This window comes from Bordetella genomosp. 5 (assembly GCF_002261315.1).
Lineage (GTDB): Bacteria > Pseudomonadota > Gammaproteobacteria > Burkholderiales > Burkholderiaceae_B > Bordetella.
Genome location: NZ_NEVP01000006.1, coordinates 579,147 through 597,621, shown reverse-complemented (window position 1 = coordinate 597,621; position 18,475 = coordinate 579,147). Strand labels below are relative to the sequence as shown.

The 18,475-nt window shown below is 68.5% G+C and carries 19 protein-coding genes; 9 read left to right on the top strand and 10 right to left on the bottom strand.

Going from position 1 to position 18,475, the window contains the following annotated elements; all coding sequences use genetic code 11:
* Nucleotides 1-2: 2 nt before the first annotated feature.
* Both CAL25_RS11485 and CAL25_RS11480 read right to left on the bottom strand, forming a co-directional pair.
* The gene (locus CAL25_RS11485) at nt 3-1,421 is read right to left on the bottom strand and encodes a c-type cytochrome (protein WP_212590901.1); all 1,419 of its coding nucleotides are present in this window, start codon (nt 1,419-1,421) and stop codon (nt 3-5) included.
* A 297-nt stretch (nt 1,422-1,718) separates the two neighbouring features.
* Nucleotides 1,719-3,164 carry an HD domain-containing phosphohydrolase gene (locus CAL25_RS11480; protein WP_094800078.1) on the bottom strand — a complete coding sequence of 482 codons (1,446 nt, stop codon included), beginning with the start codon at nt 3,162-3,164 and terminating at the stop codon, nt 1,719-1,721.
* A 135-nt stretch (nt 3,165-3,299) separates the two neighbouring features.
* Between CAL25_RS11480 and CAL25_RS11475 the strand changes: the two genes are divergently transcribed.
* A complete protein-coding gene (locus CAL25_RS11475) occupies nt 3,300-4,076 on the top strand; it encodes an alpha/beta fold hydrolase (RefSeq protein ID WP_094800077.1) in 777 nt (258 codons plus the stop codon).
* A 146-nt stretch (nt 4,077-4,222) separates the two neighbouring features.
* Here CAL25_RS11475 and CAL25_RS11470 read toward each other — a convergent pair whose 3' ends face one another.
* Nucleotides 4,223-5,218 (bottom strand): site-specific integrase, encoded by a 996-nt coding sequence (locus CAL25_RS11470; protein ID WP_094800272.1) that lies wholly within the window; start codon nt 5,216-5,218, stop codon nt 4,223-4,225.
* Nucleotides 5,219-5,588: 370 nt separating this feature from the next.
* Here CAL25_RS11470 and CAL25_RS11465 point away from each other — a divergent pair, with 370 nt between their 5' ends.
* Nucleotides 5,589-6,698, top strand: a complete 1,110-nt coding sequence (locus tag CAL25_RS11465) for a DNA-binding protein (RefSeq protein ID WP_170948467.1) — start codon at nt 5,589-5,591, stop codon at nt 6,696-6,698.
* A gap of 28 nt (nt 6,699-6,726) precedes the next feature.
* Here the strand turns inward: CAL25_RS11465 and CAL25_RS11460 are convergent, their stop codons facing one another.
* Nucleotides 6,727-7,653 carry a DMT family transporter gene (locus CAL25_RS11460; protein ID WP_249279027.1) on the bottom strand — a complete coding sequence of 309 codons (927 nt, stop codon included), beginning with the start codon at nt 7,651-7,653 and terminating at the stop codon, nt 6,727-6,729.
* Between the two features lie 385 nt (nt 7,654-8,038).
* Between CAL25_RS11460 and CAL25_RS11455 the strand changes: the two genes are divergently transcribed.
* From CAL25_RS11455 to CAL25_RS11440, 4 genes are all read left to right on the top strand, one after another.
* Nucleotides 8,039-8,638, top strand: coding sequence for a YceI family protein (locus tag CAL25_RS11455; protein WP_094800075.1), 600 nt, complete (start codon nt 8,039-8,041; stop codon nt 8,636-8,638).
* A 306-nt stretch (nt 8,639-8,944) separates the two neighbouring features.
* On the top strand, nt 8,945-9,730 hold the full coding sequence (locus CAL25_RS11450; RefSeq protein ID WP_094800074.1) for an amino acid ABC transporter substrate-binding protein: 786 nt from the start codon (nt 8,945-8,947) through the stop codon (nt 9,728-9,730).
* 80 nt (nt 9,731-9,810) lie between these two features.
* Nucleotides 9,811-10,464, top strand: coding sequence for an amino acid ABC transporter permease (locus CAL25_RS11445; protein WP_094800073.1), 654 nt, complete (start codon nt 9,811-9,813; stop codon nt 10,462-10,464).
* Nucleotides 10,465-10,492: 28 nt separating this feature from the next.
* On the top strand, nt 10,493-11,245 hold the full coding sequence (locus tag CAL25_RS11440; RefSeq protein ID WP_094800268.1) for an amino acid ABC transporter ATP-binding protein: 753 nt from the start codon (nt 10,493-10,495) through the stop codon (nt 11,243-11,245).
* Nucleotides 11,246-11,275: 30 nt separating this feature from the next.
* On the opposite strand, the gene CAL25_RS11435 is transcribed toward CAL25_RS11440, so the two are convergent.
* Nucleotides 11,276-11,614, bottom strand: a complete 339-nt coding sequence (locus CAL25_RS11435; RefSeq protein WP_094800072.1) for a type II toxin-antitoxin system RelE/ParE family toxin — start codon at nt 11,612-11,614, stop codon at nt 11,276-11,278.
* The gene (locus tag CAL25_RS11430) at nt 11,611-11,892 is read right to left on the bottom strand and encodes a type II toxin-antitoxin system Phd/YefM family antitoxin (RefSeq protein WP_094800071.1); all 282 of its coding nucleotides are present in this window, start codon (nt 11,890-11,892) and stop codon (nt 11,611-11,613) included. The genes CAL25_RS11435 and CAL25_RS11430 overlap by 4 nt, the downstream gene beginning before the upstream one ends.
* Nucleotides 11,893-12,093: 201 nt before the next feature.
* Here CAL25_RS11430 and CAL25_RS11425 point away from each other — a divergent pair, with 201 nt between their 5' ends.
* Nucleotides 12,094-12,732 carry a helix-turn-helix transcriptional regulator gene (locus CAL25_RS11425; RefSeq protein WP_094800070.1) on the top strand — a complete coding sequence of 213 codons (639 nt, stop codon included), beginning with the start codon at nt 12,094-12,096 and terminating at the stop codon, nt 12,730-12,732.
* On the top strand, nt 12,722-13,699 hold the full coding sequence (locus CAL25_RS11420) for an ornithine cyclodeaminase family protein (RefSeq protein ID WP_094800069.1): 978 nt from the start codon (nt 12,722-12,724) through the stop codon (nt 13,697-13,699). The genes CAL25_RS11425 and CAL25_RS11420 overlap by 11 nt, the downstream gene beginning before the upstream one ends.
* A 14-nt stretch (nt 13,700-13,713) precedes the next feature.
* Here the strand turns inward: CAL25_RS11420 and CAL25_RS11415 are convergent, their stop codons facing one another.
* Nucleotides 13,714-14,688, bottom strand: a complete 975-nt coding sequence (locus CAL25_RS11415) for a threo-3-hydroxy-L-aspartate ammonia-lyase (RefSeq protein WP_094800068.1) — start codon at nt 14,686-14,688, stop codon at nt 13,714-13,716.
* Between the two features lie 245 nt (nt 14,689-14,933).
* Here CAL25_RS11415 and CAL25_RS11410 point away from each other — a divergent pair, with 245 nt between their 5' ends.
* Nucleotides 14,934-15,713, top strand: coding sequence for a hypothetical protein (locus tag CAL25_RS11410; RefSeq protein ID WP_141217921.1), 780 nt, complete (start codon nt 14,934-14,936; stop codon nt 15,711-15,713).
* Nucleotides 15,714-15,822: 109 nt separating this feature from the next.
* Here CAL25_RS11410 and CAL25_RS11405 read toward each other — a convergent pair whose 3' ends face one another.
* The 3 genes from CAL25_RS11405 to CAL25_RS11395 all read right to left on the bottom strand — a co-directional run bounded on the left by CAL25_RS11405 (nt 15,823) and on the right by CAL25_RS11395 (nt 18,420).
* Nucleotides 15,823-16,272 (bottom strand): carboxymuconolactone decarboxylase family protein, encoded by a 450-nt coding sequence (locus tag CAL25_RS11405; protein ID WP_094800066.1) that lies wholly within the window; start codon nt 16,270-16,272, stop codon nt 15,823-15,825.
* Nucleotides 16,273-16,345: 73 nt separating this feature from the next.
* Complete coding sequence (locus CAL25_RS11400; protein ID WP_094800065.1) at nt 16,346-17,320, bottom strand: tripartite tricarboxylate transporter substrate binding protein; 975 nt, start codon at nt 17,318-17,320, stop codon at nt 16,346-16,348.
* Nucleotides 17,321-17,415: 95 nt separating this feature from the next.
* Nucleotides 17,416-18,420 carry a cyclase family protein gene (locus tag CAL25_RS11395; protein WP_094800064.1) on the bottom strand — a complete coding sequence of 335 codons (1,005 nt, stop codon included), beginning with the start codon at nt 18,418-18,420 and terminating at the stop codon, nt 17,416-17,418.
* Between the last annotated feature and the right edge of the window lie 55 nt (nt 18,421-18,475).

The following is an 18,475-nucleotide window of genomic DNA, read 5'->3' as shown; positions in this document are numbered from 1 at the left end:
GGTCAGGCCTTCTTTGCACGGCGGCGTGCCACCAGGTACACAATCGCGATCAGCAGCAGCACGGCCACCACGCCACCCACCGGCAGCGCGATGCGCGTGAAGCGGATGAGGGCGGGCTCGGGGCCGCCGTTGCGCGCCAGCTCGACGTCCTGCGGCGTAATGCGGTTGCCGGCCTGGCCGTAGTGGGCGAGCACGTAGTTGCTCACGTCGGCGATCTGCTGATCCGACAGGCGCTCGGTGTACGAGGCCTGCGGGCCGAAGCCGGGCATCGAGATGTCTTCGTGGCCGTCGATCTTGCGGTGCACGCCATACAGGATGGTGGCGATCAGGTTCGACGCATCCGGCGCGCCGGTGGCGGTGTTATGGAACAGCGAGGGATAAGAGGCCGTGCCTTCACCGCGCGCGCCGTGGCAGGTCGCGCAGGTGGCGGAATAGACGCGCCAGCCCGGATCCATGTCGCGCACGCGCTTGCCGCGCTCCCGGGCTTCGCTGTCGTCGGGGCCGCCGAAAGCGTAGCGCGGCCGCGTTTCGCCGCTGGCGATCGGGCGGGTCTGCTTCAGGTAGGCCACGATGGCATGCAGATCGGGCTCGGTGAGATGCTGCAGGCTGTGCTCGATGGCCTCCGCCATGGGGCCCGCGGCCTGGGCCTTGCCCGCCACGTGACCAGTGCGCAGGTAGGCATACAGCTCGGCATCGCTCCAGCCGCCGATGCCGGACACCGGATCGGAGGTGATGTTGGGCGCGTACCAGGCGCCGAGCGGGCCGCCCGACAGGGCCTTGCCGCCATCCTCGGCCAACAGGAAGTCGCGCGGCGTGTGGCAGGCGGCGCAGTGCGCCAGCGTATTCACGAGATAGTCGCCGCGATTGATCTCGGCCGACTTGGCGGGATCGGCCTTGAACGGGCCGGAGGGGCGATTGATCGCGTTCCACACGATCATGGAATCGCGCACGCTGAACGGAAACGGCAGGGCCGTCTTGGGCGTGGGCGTGTCGACGGGCTGCACTTCCTTCATGAAGAAGGTGTAGAGCGCCTCGACGTCGGCGTCCGTCATCGTGGCGTAGGCCGTGTACGGCATGGCGGGATAGAGGTGATGGCCATCGCGGGCCACCCCTTCGCGCACGGCACGGCTGAACTCGGCGAGCGAGTAGTCGCCGATGCCGAACTCGCGCGAGGGCGTGATGTTGGTGGACCAGATCTTGCCCATCGGCGATTCGATCGCATAGCCACCCGCATAGGGCTTGCCGCCCGGCACCGTATGGCACGCGACGCAGTCGGAGGCGATGGAGAGATATTCGCCCGTGGTGGGCGCGTGGCGCGTGGCCGCCGCTGGGGAGGTCTGCGCGGCCTGGGTCGGGGCGGTCCCCGCGAACGCGAGCATCAGACAGGACGTCTGGAACAGTCGCCGTAGCATTGTGGACATGACAGGGATCGTGCTGAGTAATGAAAATGGCGGAGACGAAGCGCGCGCTCGCGGCGCGGCTTCAGGCTTGACGTGAAGCGTATGGGGTCGTGCCGATCATCGAAATCGGCAGATGGTGTCGGTCCCTAATACTTGTGTTTATGTTGCACGCGGAAACTGACAGCCGGGTAAACAGCGAGGTGTTTTTTGGGCGTCTATCCCGGATAGTGGGAAATGATTGCGTGCGCAACCATTTTTTGAAGGCTTGCGTGCGGGTGGCGCCGAAAATCGGGGGCCGGCGCGAACGCGAATCCGGGCCTACAGCAGGCCGGCGGTCAGGGCCTTGAGCGTGGCGGCGGCGCGGGTCGTGCACTCGAGTTTGCGGAAGATGCTCTCGACGTGCGTGCGCACCGTGCTCGGACTGATGTCGAGCGTGCGGGCGGCTTCCTTGTTGCTCGCGCCCAGGCTGATCTCGCGCAGCACATCGAGCTCGCGTTGCGAGAGCGTGTGCGCGAGCCGTCGGGCCGGGGGCGGTTCGCCACTGTGCGTGGCGAGGGCCGCTTCGACCACCTCGGCATCGTGCTGCCCGGCTGCCGCGGCCTCGCGCAGGATCGCGGCGGCGGCGTGCGGGGTGTGGGCCGGGCGCCATGGCCGCGCTTCCACCAGTGCTTGCAGCGCCACGCAGGTCGACAGCACCCGTTGCGCCGGGCCGAGCGCCGCGGCCGGGCTGCCACGAAAGTAGCCGCTGCCATCGAGCCGCTCGTACGCGTGCGAGGCGAGCTCGGCCGCGTCGGCCAGCCCCTGGATCTGACGGGCCGCGCGTGCCGTCCAGTAAGGCATCAGCCGCACCTGTTCCCATTGGTCGGCGGTGAGCTTGCCCGGCGTGTTCCAGAGATGGTTGGGCGTGGCGGCACGCCCGATCCCGTGCACCAGCGCGGCCGCCTGCAGCTGCGCCTGCACCGCGGGCTCCAGGCCCAGCCGCTCGGCGCAGCCCACGGCCAGGGCCGCGACGCGGCGCGAATAGCCGGCCAGCCAGGGCAGCTTGAGTTCGGTCACGTCCGCGAGCAGGGTGAGCGCGGCCGGCGGACCGTCGGCCTGACCCGCCAGGTCCCAATCGGTGCAGACGGGCGGGTCGGCCTCGAGCGCGTCGAGCCAGCCCGGCCCATGCTCGAGCGCCAGCGTCACGACCGCGGCAGGGTATTTGGCGTCGGCCTGGGAGCGCAGATAGCTCAGCGCGCGGTCCAGGCCGTGGGCGCGGGCGAGGATCTCGAGGTCGCTGGCGGCATTGACGCAATAGACCGCGTGCGGAATCGCGGCGCCGGCCACACCCTGCGGCGAGCCGGTGCCGTCATGGCGTTCGAAGGCATGGCGCAGGCCCGCCACGACCGTGGCCGGCATGCCCAGATTGACCGCGACGTCGCCAGAAATCTCGCAATGGATGACGGCCAGCGGCACGATGAGCGACTGGGTGCGCGCGTCGAGCGGAGGCAGGGTCTGCGCCATCATGGCCTCGCGCGAGGCGATGTCGTCGCCCAGCAGCTCGGCGAAGCCGCTGGCGTTGGCCGTGCAGCCCGACCAGCGCAGCAGCGCGACCGCGCGGGCGTGATTCTGCGCCGAGGCGTCGCCTCCCGATGCCTGCGCGAGCCAGCCGGCCAGGCACGCCGTGCGGCGCGAATGATCGGTGGCGCGGCCCATGCTCAGGTCGCCGACGAAGGCCAGTGCGAGGATGGCGTCGGTGAGGGCGAGGGTGCTGGCGGGGATCATGGGGAGGGAGGCGCGGCGGGCGGTGCGGGACGCATCGGTCAATCATCCGATACCGGCTTCGGGGGGCTCGCCACACACTGGAGCCCAGCAAGCACGCACCGTGACTTGACCTTGATATCCCCAAGGAGATTACTCATGAAACGCCATCTTATCGCAGCCTCTTTCGTTGCCGCCGGACTGTTGGGCGGTCTGGTCCAACCCGCTTTCGCGCAGTCGTCGGGCGCCAGCGCGCGCCCCAGCGTCGTGATCGTCCACGGCGCGTTCGCCGATGGCTCGGACTGGGCCAAGGTCGTGGCCCGCCTGCAGGCCAAGGGCGTGCAGGTGACCGCGGTGCAGAACCCGCTCGAGTCGCTGGCAGGCGATGTCGCCGCCGCGGATCGCGCGATCGACAATCAGCCCGGCAAGGTGGTGCTGGTCGGCCACTCGTGGGGCGGCACCGTGATCACCGAAGCCGGCAAGCACGACAAGGTCGCGAGCCTGGTGTATGTGGCGGCCTTCGCGCCGGACGCGGGCCAGTCGGTGGCCAGTGTGACCAAGGGCCAGCCGGCCGCGCCCGGTAACGACAGCATCGGGGCCGACAGCCACGGCTGGCTGAGCCTGTCGCCCGCCGGTCTGGCACGCGACTTCGCTCAGGACGTGCCCGCCGAGCAGGCCCGCGTGATGGCCGCCACCCAGGGCCCCATCAAGGCTTCGGCATTCGGCGAGCCGGTGAGCACGGCGGCCTGGAAGACCAAGCCTTCGTGGTTCATCGTGGCCAACCAGGATCGGATGATTCTGCCCGCGCTCCAGCGCAGCATGGCGCAGAAGATCGGCGCCAAGGTCACCGAAGTGTCGTCCAGCCACGTGCCGCAGCAGTCGCGCCCGGATGACGTGGCCAAGGTGATCCTGGACGCGGTCGCCAGCGTGAAGTGAGCGCGGCGGGCTGGGCCGCGATCCACTCCCTGCCGTGATTGAAGTGGCCCGAGTCATCCGCCGCCGGCCTCGCTCCGTGCGGTGGATCGCTTTTGGTCGTCGCCGGCGATCGGCGGTTCTCCACGATCCTGGTCCCCGGGGGCGCTTCAGGCGCCTTCGTCGTCCTCGTCCAGCAGCCTGGCGGCCCGGGAGGCCGCCATGGCGCCGGCGCGGTGATAGCCGACCACACTGGTCACGCTGGCATGGCCGGTCATGGCCATGACATCCGCGAGCGGCACGCCGGCGCGGCCCGCCTCGGTCACGAAGCCCGATCGCAGGCTGTGCGCGGCATAGTCGCCTTCCAGGCCGGCCTGCGCGCAGCGTGCCTGCACGATGCGCCGCACCGCCTCGGCCGACAGCGCACCGCCCACGTGTCCGCCCTTGAGCACGCGCCTGAACACGGCCCCCTCTGAAATCCCGGCCGCCGCCACCCAGGCGTCGAGTGCGCGCGCGGCGCGGCCCACCACGGGCTTGAGCGCGTCCGCGCGGGCCTGCCCGCCCTGGTTGGTCTTGCTGTAGCCCAGATGAAACTGCCAGCCGTCGTTGGTGCGCGTGGTGTTGGCGAACGTGGCCCGCACCACTTCTGAGCGGCGCCGCCCGCCGCTGGCCCAGGCAAACAGCAGCAGGGCGCGGTCGCGCAGCCCGATCAGCGAGTCGTCGCAGGTGGCGAGGAGTCGTTCGAACGGCTCGCGCGTGAGCGCTTCCTTGCGCGCCGGCTGGACGCCGCGGCGTGCATAGGCGTTGCGGGCGCGCGTCATCAGGATCTGCACGGCGCGGTCGCGGCAGGGGTTGGGCAGGGCGCGCGCCTCGTGCGCCTCGGACAGCACGGCAAGGCGGTGCCGCACGGTGGCCAGACTCAGCGGGCCCGCGCGGCGCTTCACGCGCTGCGCCACGAGCGCGGCGTCGATTTCCGCCGGCAATTCGTGGACCGGCCCCTCGGCGCCGGCGTGCTCCAGATGATCGGCCACGAAGCGGAGCACCGTGGCCGTGGCGGCCGGCAACGTCAGTGGGGTGCCGAGGCGCAGCTGATGCCACGCCGCCCAGTACTGAATCGCGCTGCGATAGGCGGAGGCCGTGTTGTCCGACGCGCCTTCACGCAGCAGCGCGCGCACGCCCGGGGTGGCCAGGGCCAGCGCGGCATAGGCGGCGCGTTCGGGGGAGGGCGAGGCGAGTGCCCGGCCGTGACCCGCATCCGCGTCGGGCGCGCCGCGCTGATTTTCGTCGACGGAAACGTCGTTTTTGCTCATAATGTAGTAAATAATACGTAAGACATATAAGACAATACGTATTGAAGAATTAGACTCGGATAACCTTCAATTATCCGTGCTTATTTTTATCCGGCAAGCAAAACGGCGGTGGAGCGTTGCGCCTGTGCCCCAGGCCCCGCTTGATGCCGCAATTCGGCGCTTTACCGCGGCCCCGATGCCGTTAGGCTTCGGTTTCGAATGGCCGCGCTACGACAAGGATTTACTGATGGCTTCAGGCGTGCAGGAACAAGAGGTATGGCAGGCGGCCGATGCGCTGTTGATGGAGGGCGAGCAGCCCACGATCGAGCGCGTGCGGCTGAAGCTGGGGCGCGGCTCGCCGAATACGGTCGGGCCGATGCTCAAGACCTGGTTTCGCAATCTCGGCGCGCGGCTGGCGGGCCAGCAGCAGCAGTTCGATGCGCCGGAGCCGGTAGTGCAGGCGGTGACCCAGGTCTGGGCGATGGCGCTCGAAACCGCGCAGTCGCACTGGGCGCAGAGCATGGCCGAGGAGCGTCTGGCCCTGGTCCAGGCGCGCTCGGCGCTGGATGAGCGCGAACACGAGCTGCTGCAGGAACGTCTCACGCTGCAGGCGCGGGCCGAAGAGCTGCAGGCCCGTGCGCGCGATGCGCTGGCGCTCACGCAGGCGGCCGACGCGCGGCTGGCCGAGGCGCAGTCCCAGCTGCGCGACGCCCTGACGCAGGCGCGCATCGAGCGGGCCTCGCTCACGCAGAGTCAGCAGGCGCTCGAGGCCGAGCGCACCGCGCTGGCCCAGCAGATGCACGAGCAATCCGTCTCCCATGCGCAGGCCTTGGCGGCCGAGCAGGAGCGTCACGCGGCGCACGAACGCCGCTGGCTGGTCGATCTGGACGCCCAGCGTCAGGCGCTGCGCAAGGCGCAAGAGGAAATCGAAACCGCGCGGGCGGCGCACTCGGCCACCCGGAAGGAACTCGCCGAGGCGCTGGCCGCGGTCGAGCGCGGCGAGAATGCGCTGACCCAGGCGCAGGGCGCCGCGCGCGCCGCGGCGCGCGAACAACAACTTGAATGGCAGGCCGAGCGCACCGCGCTGCAGGCCCAGCTGGCGGCCGCGCAGAGCGCCGCGACGCAGATGGAGCGCCAGGCCCACAGCGCCAGGGAGTCGGCCTCGACGCTGCAGGGCATGACGCAGGCCCGCGTCGACGACCTCGCGGCACAGGTGCTGCAGCTTCAGACTCAGCTGACCGCGCGTGACCGGCAGATCGAACAGTGGCTGGGCACCCAGGCGGGCGGCGAGCGTTCGAGCAAAGCGGGCAACGACGCCATCACCCGGGCTGCCACCAAGACAAAGAAACCACTTTAAGTAAACGGCATTAAAAAGGGCGGCCAAGCTATTGATTCGTAGCCGGTTTGCGCCGCTCGAGCGTGCTCACCAGCACGGCCGCGACGATCATCGCGCCGCCGCCCAGCCCCCACAGACCCAGGCGCTCTCCCGCCAGAGCGCCGACCGCCGCCGCCCACACCGGCTCCATGGCATAGATCAGCGTGGCCCGGGTCGCGTTCACGTAGCGCTGCGCCCAATTCATGCAGAACTGGATCAGCGCCGACGCGGCGGCGAGGCCCGCCACGCTGGCGATCAGGCCGGGGGTGAATTCCGGCTGGCGCTCGCCCATCGCCAGCGCCGTCGCCAGCGACACCACGCCCACGGCGAGCAGCTGGATGAACGCCACGCGCCGCGGATCGCAGTGTTGGCTGAAATGGCCGATCAGCAGGATCTCGGCCGCGATCGCCAGCGCGCCCAGCACCGTATAAAACTCGCCGGGCGAGAGCGTGAAGACCAGCGTGCCCGGGTTGGTCAGCATCACCATGCCGGCGAACGCCATCACGATGCCGGCGCCGGCGGCCAGGCTGGGCGCGCGCCGCAGCAACACCCACGTCAGCAGCGGCACCAGCGGCACATACAGCGCCGTCAGGAAGGCCGATTTACTGCTGTCGATCGTTTGCAGGCCGACCGTCTGAAGCGAGTAGCCGAAGAACAGCCCCAGGCCGATCAGCGTGCCGGCGCGCCATTCCGCGGCGGTGATGCCGCGCAGCCGGCCACGCAGCACCACGGCCAGAATCAGCGCCGCGAGCAGAAAGCGCGCGCCGACCAGCGTGTAGGGGCCGATCCATTGCAGCGCCTGTTGCACCACGAGGAACGTGACGCCCCAGATCATCGTGATGCCGGTCAGCACCAGTTGTGGCCACATCGTGCCGGGGTCGCGCGAGGCGGTGGAGGAAGAGGGCGAAGTGGCGGGCTGCACGGAGGGTTGCGGCAAGGCGGTGCCGCGAGGCGGCGAAGGCGGCATTCTCGCAGCATCCGGCCCGGAATGCACCAGCATGGGGCGCATCGGTCCACCGAAGGCTCGGCGCCCGTGAGCGGCGGACGTCAGGGCGAGCCTGCGGGCCGGGCTCGCCCAAGCAGACGTGGCGACCATCTCATGCTTCACATTTAAAGTGAAATATCGATGTGGCTTCTAAGTGATTGATAAGCTGTGGATACTTAGACCGAAAGAGACCGCGAGTCGCGTCTGACGTGGAACTGAATAATCGGGGTCGGGTCACTGATCAGGTAGGGTATGCGTCTGTCGTGTCGACTCGGACCAATCCGAAACGGCCACGCCGACGCATGCCGCCCCTCACTCTTCACGATCTGGAGTTGCCATGAAGCTGTCCCTGCCTGTTCGTTGTCTGTTCGGTTCGGCCCTGGGCGCCTTGACGCTGGCCGCCGCCCCCGCCTTCGCGGCGCCGGTCACCTACGACATCGACCCGTCGCACACGTACCCGAGCTTCGAGGCCGATCACATGGGCGGACTGTCGACCTGGCGCGGCAAGTTCAACAAGAGCAGCGGCGTCATCGTGCTGGATCGCGCCGCCAAGACCGGCACCATCGACGTGACCGTGGACATCAAGTCGGTCGATTTCGGCCACGACGAGATGAACAAGCACGCGATCGCGCCCGACATTTTCGACGCAGCCAAATATCCCACCGCCACGTTCAAGGGCACGTTCACCAAGTTCGACGGCGACAAGCCGGAAGAGGCGACCGGCGACCTGACGCTGCGCGGCGTGACCCGCAAGGTCAAGCTCGACATCGACGACTTCAAGTGCATGGAGCACTTCCAGGAAAAGCGCGAAGTGTGCGGCGCGGACGTGTCCACCGAGTTCAAGCGCAATGATTTCGGGCTGAACTTCGGCCTGGACATGGGCTTCAAGCCCGAGGTGGAGCTGAAGATCCAGGTCGAGGCGCTGCGCCGTCCCTGACCTGCCGCGGGGGCACGCCCCGGGGCCGCGATCCGCGCGGTGTGCCGCGTCGCGCCTCGCGGCGGTTCGCCCGACCGCCTTGCGGCGTGCCCCGCCGCCACGCCCGCGCCCGTCGCGCGGGCAGGGGGCTGCCAGCGTATCGGTTGCCAGTGCCGATATAATCCCGGATTCGGCGCGCCCTGCGTCGGCCGATGCGCCTTGCTGTGCGCATCGCGCGCGGTGACCGACGCCCGGCGCCCGGCGCCCGGCGCCGTGGCAGGCGCCTATCCGCTTTCCCTCTCTCTGAGTGCTACGCGCACTGGCAACATGAAAAAACTGACTGCACTTCTGATGGTGTCCGCTTCGGCCTTGCTCGTGGCCTGCGGTCAAGGTGACAACGCGCCCGCGCCGGCCGCGGCGGCCGCCAAGAAGATCGTGGTGGGCCTGGACGACAACTTCCCGCCGATGGGTTTCCGCGACGAGAAGAACCAGCTCGTCGGCTTCGACATCGACATGGCGCGCGAGGCGGGCAAGCGCATGGGCCTGGACATGGAGTTCAAGCCGATCGACTGGAACGCCAAGGAAGCCGAGCTCAACGGCAAGCGCGTCGACATGCTCTGGAACGGCCTGACCATCACCGAAGAGCGTAAAAAGAACATCGGCTTCACCGCGCCCTACATGGAAAACCACCAGATCATCCTGGTGGCGAACGCCTCGCCGATCAAGACCAAGGCCGATCTGTCGGGCCGCGTGGTCGGCGCCCAAGACGGCAGCTCGGCCGTCGACGCCATCAAGAAAGACGCGCCCGTGGCCGGCAGCCTGAAGGAGCTCAAGCTCTTCGGCGACAACGTGACCGCCCTGATGGACCTCTCGGTCGGCCGCCTCGACGCCGTCGTGGTCGACGAAGTGGTGGGCCGTTACCTGGCCGCCAAGCGCGCCGGCGAGTACCGCGTGCTCGACGAAAACTTCGGCACCGAAGACTACGGCGTGGGCCTGCGCAAGGAAGACACCGAGCTGCTCAAGAAGCTCGACGACACCCTGGTCGCCATGAAGAAAGATGGCACCTCGGCCAAGATCGCCACCCAGTGGTTCGGCGCCGACATCATCAAATAAAGACGACGCCCGCCCGGGGCCGCGCCTGAGCGCAGCCCCGGGCGCCGGAACGCCCGTTCCGGCCCGAGGCCCACCGATCCATGGATTACGTACTTTCCCTCCTGGGACCGATGGCGCAGGGCGCTCAGGTCACGCTGACGCTCTTTTTCATCACGCTGGTGCTGGCCGTGCCGCTCGGCCTCGCGCTCGCGCTGGTGCGGATCTCGCGCTGGCGCGTGGCCAGCCAGGCCGTCAATGGCTACATCTGGCTGATGCGCGGCACGCCGCTGATGCTGCAGCTGCTGTTCATCTATTACGCCTTGCCGTTCGTGCCGGTGATCGGCATCCGTCTGCCGGATTTCCCGGCGGCCATCGTGGCCTTCGCGCTGAACTACGCCGCGTACTTCGCCGAAATCTTCCGCGCCGGCATTCAGTCGGTGGACCGCGGGCAGTACGAGGGCAGCAAGGTGCTGGGCATGACCTACCTGCAGACCCTGCGCCGCGTCGTGCTGCCGCAGATGGTGCAGCGGGTGTTGCCGCCCATGAGCAACGAGACCATCACCCTGGTGAAGGACACGTCCATCATCTACGTGCTGGCGCTCAACGACATCCTGCGCACCGCGCGCGGCATGGTGCAGCGCGATTTCTCGACCACGCCGTTCCTGGTGGCGGCCGCCTTCTATCTCCTCATGACGCTGGTGCTGACCTGGTTCTTCCAGCGCATGGAAAAACGCTATGCCAAATACGATCAATGAACCCGCGCGCGGCGAGCCGCGCAAAGTGATGATCGAGGCCCGTCACATCGTGAAGGCGTTCGGCGAAAACCGCGTCCTCGACGACGTGTCGCTGACGCTGGGCCGGGGCGAGGTGGTGGCCGTGATCGGGCCGTCGGGCTCGGGCAAGAGCACCTTTCTGCGCTGCCTGAACCACCTCGAGATCATCGACGGCGGCAGCCTGCACATCGCGGGCGACCTGCTCGCCGAGGCCGTGCCGGGCGCGCCGAGCCGCTACGTGGCGGAGCCCGAGGTGCGCCGCCTGTGCCGCCGCATGGGCATGGTCTTCCAGTCGTTCAATCTGTTCCCGCACATGACGGTGCTGCAGAACGTGATCGAAGCGCCCATGACCGTCAAGGGCATCAAGCGCGACGTGATCGTGCCGCGGGCCGAAGAGCTGTTGCGCAAGGTGGGGCTGCTCAACAAGCGCGACAACTACCCGAACCGGCTGTCGGGCGGGCAGAAGCAGCGCGTGGCCATCGCCCGGGCGCTCGCCATGGAACCGGACATCATGCTGTTCGACGAGCCGACCTCGGCGCTGGACCCCGAGCTCACCGTCGAGGTGCTGCGCACCATGCGGCAACTCGCCGACGAGCACATGACCATGCTGGTCGTGACGCACGAGATGGGCTTTGCCCGCGAGGTCGCCCACCGCGTGATCTTCATGGATCAGGGCAAGATCGTCGAAGAGGCGCCGGCCGACACCTTCTTCAACACCCCGCAGCACGCCCGCACGCGGGCATTCCTGGGGCAGATGCTCTAGACCGCGCGCCTGGCGGCGCCGCCGGGCGCCTCAGACACGACCCGACCCACCGAGCGTGCGGATCGGGCGACGGGTCAGCCTGGTTTTGAAGTCCTGGCGGCTGTCGCAGATGATGTGGATGTATACCGTGTCGCCCGCGACTTCGTAGATGACGCGGTTTTTCGCCGCGATGATCTCGAGAAAATGGGTGGCCGGCAGTTCGGCCGGGGCATGTCCCACTTGCGGAAACGACTCGAGATGCAGGATGGCCTGCTTGATCTTCGCATAGGCATCCAGCCAGACGGGCTGTGAAACGTGCTTTCTGACGTGGCGGCGAATCTCGTGCAGATCATCGGCCGCCGATTGCAGAAAGACGACCTTCCGCTTCATTCCGCGTCTTCCCGGTCCAGCGCTTCGCTCCGCGCGAAGACATCGGCGGCGGGAATCACGCGACCCTCTTCGATCTCGCGGCGTCCATGGGCGAGAAGCTGCAGCAGGGCGATGGTTTGCTCCTGCTCTTCGAAGCTCTGCACGTCCATGACGACGAGCTTGGCTTCGCCGTTCTGCGTGATCAGCATCGGCTCGCGCGTCTCGGAAAGCTCTTTCACGATCTCCGCGGCATGACTTTTCAAGTAGCTGATGGGTTTGACCTGGGTGGAGTACTTCACGGCGGTCTCCGGCGGGGAATGGGTATGACTGATTTTAGTCCGAATTCAGTCCATACCCCGGCCGTGGTTTGGGCCTGCCGCCTTCACGGGCCGGAGCGTGCTCTCGTAGCCGCGTCTGCCGCCACGCCGCCTCTCTGTCTGCGCGCGCTGCGCCCTGGCTCGCCTGTACAATACGATTAATTCTAGACAAATCGTATAGTCATGAAAAAAGCCAAGCCGCCCGCCTCGGACGAGCAGGACTCGCTCATCGAACAGGTCAAGCACATCGCCCAGGGGCTGGGCGAGACCTTCGCGCCGTTCTGCGAGGTGGTGGTGCACGATCTGCGCACGCCCGACAACGCGATCCTCGCGATCCACAACAATCTGTCCGGCCGCGCCGTGGGCGATCCCACCACCGAGCTGGGCCTGGCGCGCATCGCGGACGACGATTATCCGCAGGTGCTGAGCAATTACGCGAATCAGTTTGCCGACGGCCGGCGCGCCAAGAGCACATCGGTCGGCATCAAGGATGCCGAGGGCCACTACGTGGCCGCGCTGTGCCTGAATGTGGACGTCACGGTGCTGCGCACGCTTCAGAGCATGCTGGATCTGTTCTGCGGCACCGGCCCCGCGGCCGTGCGCGAAACGCTGGATCCGGTCGGCGCCGAGGGCATACGCGAGCGTATCGATCAGTTCGCCGCCGCGCTCGCGACGCCGGCGCAGTCGCTCAAGGCCGATCAACGCCGCGCGTTGCTGCAGGAGCTCAAGGCGGGCGGGTTCCTGGAAGTGCGCAAGGCCATGGACGTGATCGCCGGGCACCTCGGCGTGTCGCGCGCAACGGTGTACAACGATGCCAAATAATCAAGACGATCTGCTGCTGCTCGACCATGCCGACGTGGCGCGGCTGCTCCAGCCCGAGATGGTGAGCGAGGCCGTGCGCCACGCCTTCGCGCTGCATGCCGCGCGCCAGGGCAGGGTGTTTCCGGTGATCCGCGAGGCGCTCGCCACCGGGGGCGTCTTCGGCATCAAGGCGGGCGACGTGCCGGGCGAGGCCTTGCTGGGCTTCAAGGCGGCGGGTTTCTGGCCGGCCAACCGCGCGCGCGGGGGCGAGCCGCATCAGGCCACCGTGATGCTGATCGACCCCGCCACGGGCCGCCCGCGCTGTCTGGCAGACGGCAACCTCATCACCACCGAGCGCACCGGCGCCGCGGGCGCGTTGGGCCTGGCGCTGCTGGCGCGGCCCGACAGCCGCACCCTGTGCGTGTTCGGCACCGGCGTGCAGGCGCGGGTGCAGATCAAGCATGCGCTGCGCGTGCTGCCCGGCATCGAACACGTGACCTACCTCAGTTCACAGGGCGCTGCGGCGCCGGCCTTCGAGACGGCGCTGGCGGACATGGGCGTGGCCGTGCGCCACGCCACCGACGCCAATCGCGCGGTCGCGGATGCGGATGTGGTGATCACCGCCACGCCGGGCCGGCAGGTCCTGTTCGACGCCGCCGCCGTCACGCCCGGCACGCATGTGAACGCCGTGGGTGCCGACACCCGCGGCAAGCGCGAGCTGCCTGAAGGCCTGCTCGCGGTGGCCACGCTCGTGGTCGACGATCTGGCGCAGGCGCGCTCGCTGGGCGAGGCGCAATGGGCGCCGTCCGTGGCGGCGCTGGAGCTCGGCGATCTGCTGATCGGCGGCGTGGCCTACACCCGCCGCGACGCGGAGATCACGGTGTTCGATCTGACCGGGCTGGCGCTGCAGGACCTCACCGTTGGGCAGGCCCTGCTGCGCGAAGCCGCGGCGCAGGGCGTGGGCACGTGCGTGCCCTGGCACTGGTAGGCGAGCTTCGAGCCTCAGGCGGCGGCGCCCACCAGCTCGGCGTAGCGCGCCAGGTCGACGTTGCCGCCGCTCACGATCACGCCCACGCGCTTGCCGCGCCACTGGTCCGCGACGTTCTGCAGGCCGGCCAGGCCGAGGGCGCCGGTGGGCTCCACCACCTGCTTCATGCGCGAGCCGAAGAAGCGCATCGCTTCGACCAGCTGCGCATCGGTGCCGGTCAGGATGTCGGTCACGTCGCGCTGGATGATCGCGAAGGTGATCTTGCCCAGGTATTGCGTCTGCGCGCCGTCGGCCAGCGTGACGGGGGTGTCGATGCGCACGATGCTGCCCTGGCGCAACGACTGCTGGCCGTCGTTGCCGGCTTCGGGCTCCACGCCGTACACCTGGCAGGCCGGCGCGAGCGCCTTGGCCGACAGCAGCGAGCCCGACAGCAGGCCGCCACCGCCCAGCGGCATGAAGAGGGCGTCGAGCGCGCCGACTTCCTCGAACAGCTCCTTGGCGGACGTGCCCTGTCCCGCGATCACGTCGGCGTGGTCGTAGGGCGGGATGAGCGTCAGGCCGCCTTCTTCGGCCAGCTTGCGGCCGATGGCCTCGCGATCTTCTTTGTAGCGGTCATAGGTGACCACCCTGGCGCCATAGCCGCGCGTGGCCGCGACCTTCATCGCCGGCGCGTCGTCCGGCATGATGATGGTGGCCGGAATACCGAGGATGCGCGCGGCCAGCGCCACGCCCTGAGCGTGGTTGCCCGACGAAAATGCCACGACGCCTGCGCGGCGCTGCTCGGCATTGAACTGCGCCAGCGCGTTGTACGCCCCGCGGAACTTGAACGCGCCCATGCGTTGCAGGCTTTCGAACTTGAAGAACACTTCGGCGCCGAGCTGCTCGTTGATCGTGCGGGAAGTCAGCACCGGCGTACGGTGGGCGACACCGGCCAGGCGGGCGGCGGCGGCTTCGACATCGGCGTAGGTGGGCAGGGCGGCTTGCGTCATGGTGGTTGCGAAAGAGGGCGGTTGGCGGAGAGCGTGGCTCGCTGGCGGGCGCGGCGGCCGGTGCCGGCGCGCGGGCGCTTGGCTGAGACTATCGATCTAATTATAGACATTTGTTCCAGCCCTCGGGCTCGCGGCAGGCTGGCAGAACCCGGGGTCGGATGATTTATCATGCCGCCTGTCGTTCCAGTCGGAACGCCGCCGCCGCGATCGGGTGCGCCGATCCTTCTTTCCGCCCGAACCCTTTCATGCAGAACCTTGCCGTACGTGCGCGCGCGTTTTCTCATCGCCATGGCGGGCAGGGCGGAAGCCGACTCGGCTTATGGGCCGCCAGCGTCGCGATGCTGGCGCTGCCGCTGATGGCGCAGGCCCAGACCGGGCAGGCCATGCGCAGCGACCGCCCGCGCGTCGAGGCGGCCGACCTGTATTACTACGAACCGCCCGCGGGCGGCATCGCGGCAGTGGCGCTCGACCGGCTCGCCCGCGACCTGTCGCGCCAGCCGGAGGTGTTGCGGCAGGTGCGCGACCTGGACCGCGGCGCGCGGCTCACGTTTTTCACCGAGGCGCGCGCCGATGGACGGCGCCGTTTGCCCACCGCCACGCTGGAGGCGGCGCAACCGGCGATTCTGCTGCTGCTGCAGCGCGCGACGACGCTCGAGTGCTACGGCGTGGTGATGGCGCGGTTTTTGGACGAGACGCAGCGGGTGCGCTGGAACCTGGCGGTGATCGACCATGAGCCCGAGCTGGCCGGACCCTGGCGCGAGCACGAGTTCGACAGCGTGATGGCGCATCTGCGCGGCCTGCCGAAGAACGAGGTGGATCCGGCCGCGCGGGAGCAGGCCTGGAATCGGCTCATCGAGAGCCTGCCACCCGCCGAGCGCGACGAGGTCGAGCGCGTGATGGCGATGACCGAGACCGGGCCCGACGAGGCGGCCACCCTGTGCAATCTGGCGCGCACCTTGCAGGCGGCTCTGGTGAAGGCACCCGCGGCCGAGCGCCGGCTGCTGATATTGCCGGCGCGGCGCTGACCGGCCGGCTGCTGATGCTGCAGGACGCGGCGCAGACCCACCGGCCGCGCGCCTCCTTCCTGCTTGTCTGGCCGCGACGGAGAGCGTGTCGCCCCGCGGCCGCGTGGATTCAACCGGGGAACGGGTCCGCGCCGCGCGGATCGCCGGCCTCGAACACATAACCGATCTGATCGGCCACCTCGCGCAGGATGCCCTGCGCGAGGTTGAACGCCGTGTTGGCGGCCGGCACGCCGGCGTAGATCGCGTTTTGCAGCAGCACTTCCTTGAGCTCGGCGGGGCTCAGGCGCGAGTCGTCGGTGGCCGTCAGCGCGGCGCGCACGTGCAGTTCGAATTCTTCCCAGCGGGCCAGCGACAGCGTCACGGCCAGCACCATCATGCGGCGCGATTTGCGCGGCAGGCCGTCGCGGCTCCAGATGTCGTGCCAGGCATAGCGGGTGATCAGGTTCTGATAGTCGGCGGTGAAACTGGTGGCGCGCGAAAGCGAGCGCTCGACCCATTCGTCGCCCAGCACGGCGCGGCGGTTGGCCAGGCCTTTGTCGAAATCGTCTTGACGGCTCATCGTGTGTCCTGTCGGTTGAGCGCCGGATTTGGGTTGCCCCAAGGCCGGCGCTCGATCGGGTCGATAGGCCCGATCAGTTCACGTTGATGTTGTTGGCCTTGACCAGTTCGCCCCAACGCACTTGTTCGTCGTTGACGAACTTGGTGAAGTCGGCCGAGCTGCTGCCCACGGCGGTCAGACCCAGCTTGCCCAGCTTTTCGCGGGTTTCCGGACGGGCCAGCGTCTTCTGGATCACTTCCTGCAGCTGCGTCACGACCTCGGGCGGCGTGCCGGCCGGCAGGAAGAAGCCGTTCCATTCCACCACGTCGAAGTTCTTGATGCCGGCTTCGGCCACGGTCGGCACGTTCGGCAGTTCGGGCATGCGCTTGGACGACGACACGGCCAGGGCCTTGAGCTTGCCGGTCGTGACGTAGTTCAGGCTGGAGGCCGCGTTGGCGAAATAGACGTCGACCTGACCGCCCATCACGTCCACGATCGCGGGTGCGCCGCCCTTGTAGGGCACGTGCACGGCTTCGATCTGGGCGTCCTTCTTCAGCAGCTCACCGGCCATCTGGGCCAGGCTGCCCGGACCATACGAGGCGTACGTGTAGCGGCTGGGGTTGGCCTTGGCGGCCTGGATGAAGTCGGGCAGGGTGTTGAAGGCCGAGCCGGGGGCGGCGACCAGGATGTTCGGCACGCTGATGGCCTGCGACACGGGGATGAAATCCTTCTTCGCGTCGTAGGGCAGCTTGCGCAGCACCGGGTTGATCGCGAAGGCCGAGGCGTCGTACAGCACCGTGTAGCCGTCGGCCTTGGCGCGGGCCACGTAGGCGGCGCCGATCGAGCCGCTTGCGCCGCCCTTGTTTTCGATGACCACGCTCTGGCCCGAGACTTCGGCCATGCCTTGCGCAATGATGCGCGCGGCGTTGTCGGCGCCACCGCCGGCGGCGTAGGGCACGACCACGGTGATGGGCTGCGTCGGGAAGCCGGCGGCGTGGGCGCTGCCCAGTGCGGCGAAGCCGAAGGTGGCGGCCAGAGCGGCGCGGATCAGGGTCGATTTTGTTTTCATGTCTACTCTCTTGCTCCCGTGCGGGGGGGGTTGAAACTCGTTGGAATAATCGTGCTTCGCACGACTGTCTGGGTCTGGCCGCGAGGCCAGGGCAATCAGACGGTCGCGATGGGGTTGACCGGCGCGCCGACCAGACCGGGCACATACATGGGTGCGGCGGTCAGGAAGAAGGCATGCCGGCCGTGCTGGCGCAGCCAATGCGCCAGCGGGGTCAGGTGCCAGAGCTCGCCCAGGGGCAGGCCCAGCTTGAACAGGCATTGCTCGTGCAAGGGCAGGAGCGCGCCGCGCTCGGCGGCGAGGCTGTGGTTGCGCAGCTCGACGGCGTGGTTGTCGGCCGCGATCGCCGCGATGCGGCTTTCTTTGATCCACGCCAGCAGCGCGGCATCGTCGCCGTCGAGCGTGCAGCAGCTGGTTTTGAGCCGGTGCTGTTCGTCGTCGGCGAGCGTCAGGGCGAGGTCGGCCAGGCCGGTGTGCAGACACAGCACATCGCCCGGGCGCACCGTCACGCCGTCGGCCTGCATCACCGCCTGCAGATCGGCCAGGCCGATCTTGCGCTGCGTATCGCCGAAATGCGCGCGCAGGTCGACGAGCACGCCGCGGCCCTGGATGCCATGGCGCGCCATCGGTGCGATCGAGAGATCGCGCGTGCCGGTGAACCCTTCGCCGCCGGGCTCGCTGACCGTGAAGCCGTTGTAGCCGGTGGGGGCGGGCTCGCCGGTGCCATGCGCGTCGTAGAGCGAGCCGACGTGACCGAGCGCGTCCCATTGGGTCGAGTACTGCGGGGACAGCGTGATGCTGTCGTCGCTGATCACGTCGGTCGCGCCCGGCACGTCGTTGGCGAGCGGATAGCGGTATACCGGCACGCCGTTTTTCTCGGCGGGGCGGATCACGGGGCCCTTGCGGCGCGGGTTGAGCACCGGCGCGCGCGGCACCGTGAGCGGCAGGCTCAGCGAGAAAGACAGGCCCTCGCGCACTTCGGCGATGGCGGCCAGGCGCGTGGCCTTGTCCAGATGATTCAAGGTACCCAGCTGATCGTCGGGTCCGAAATCGCCCCAGTTCGAGCCTTCGGGGCGCTGGGTGTAGCGTGGCGTCTGGCTCATGGCCTGATCGTCTCCTGGCGCCGATTGGCCCGGCGCCGTTTGTTGTTAGTAGCCA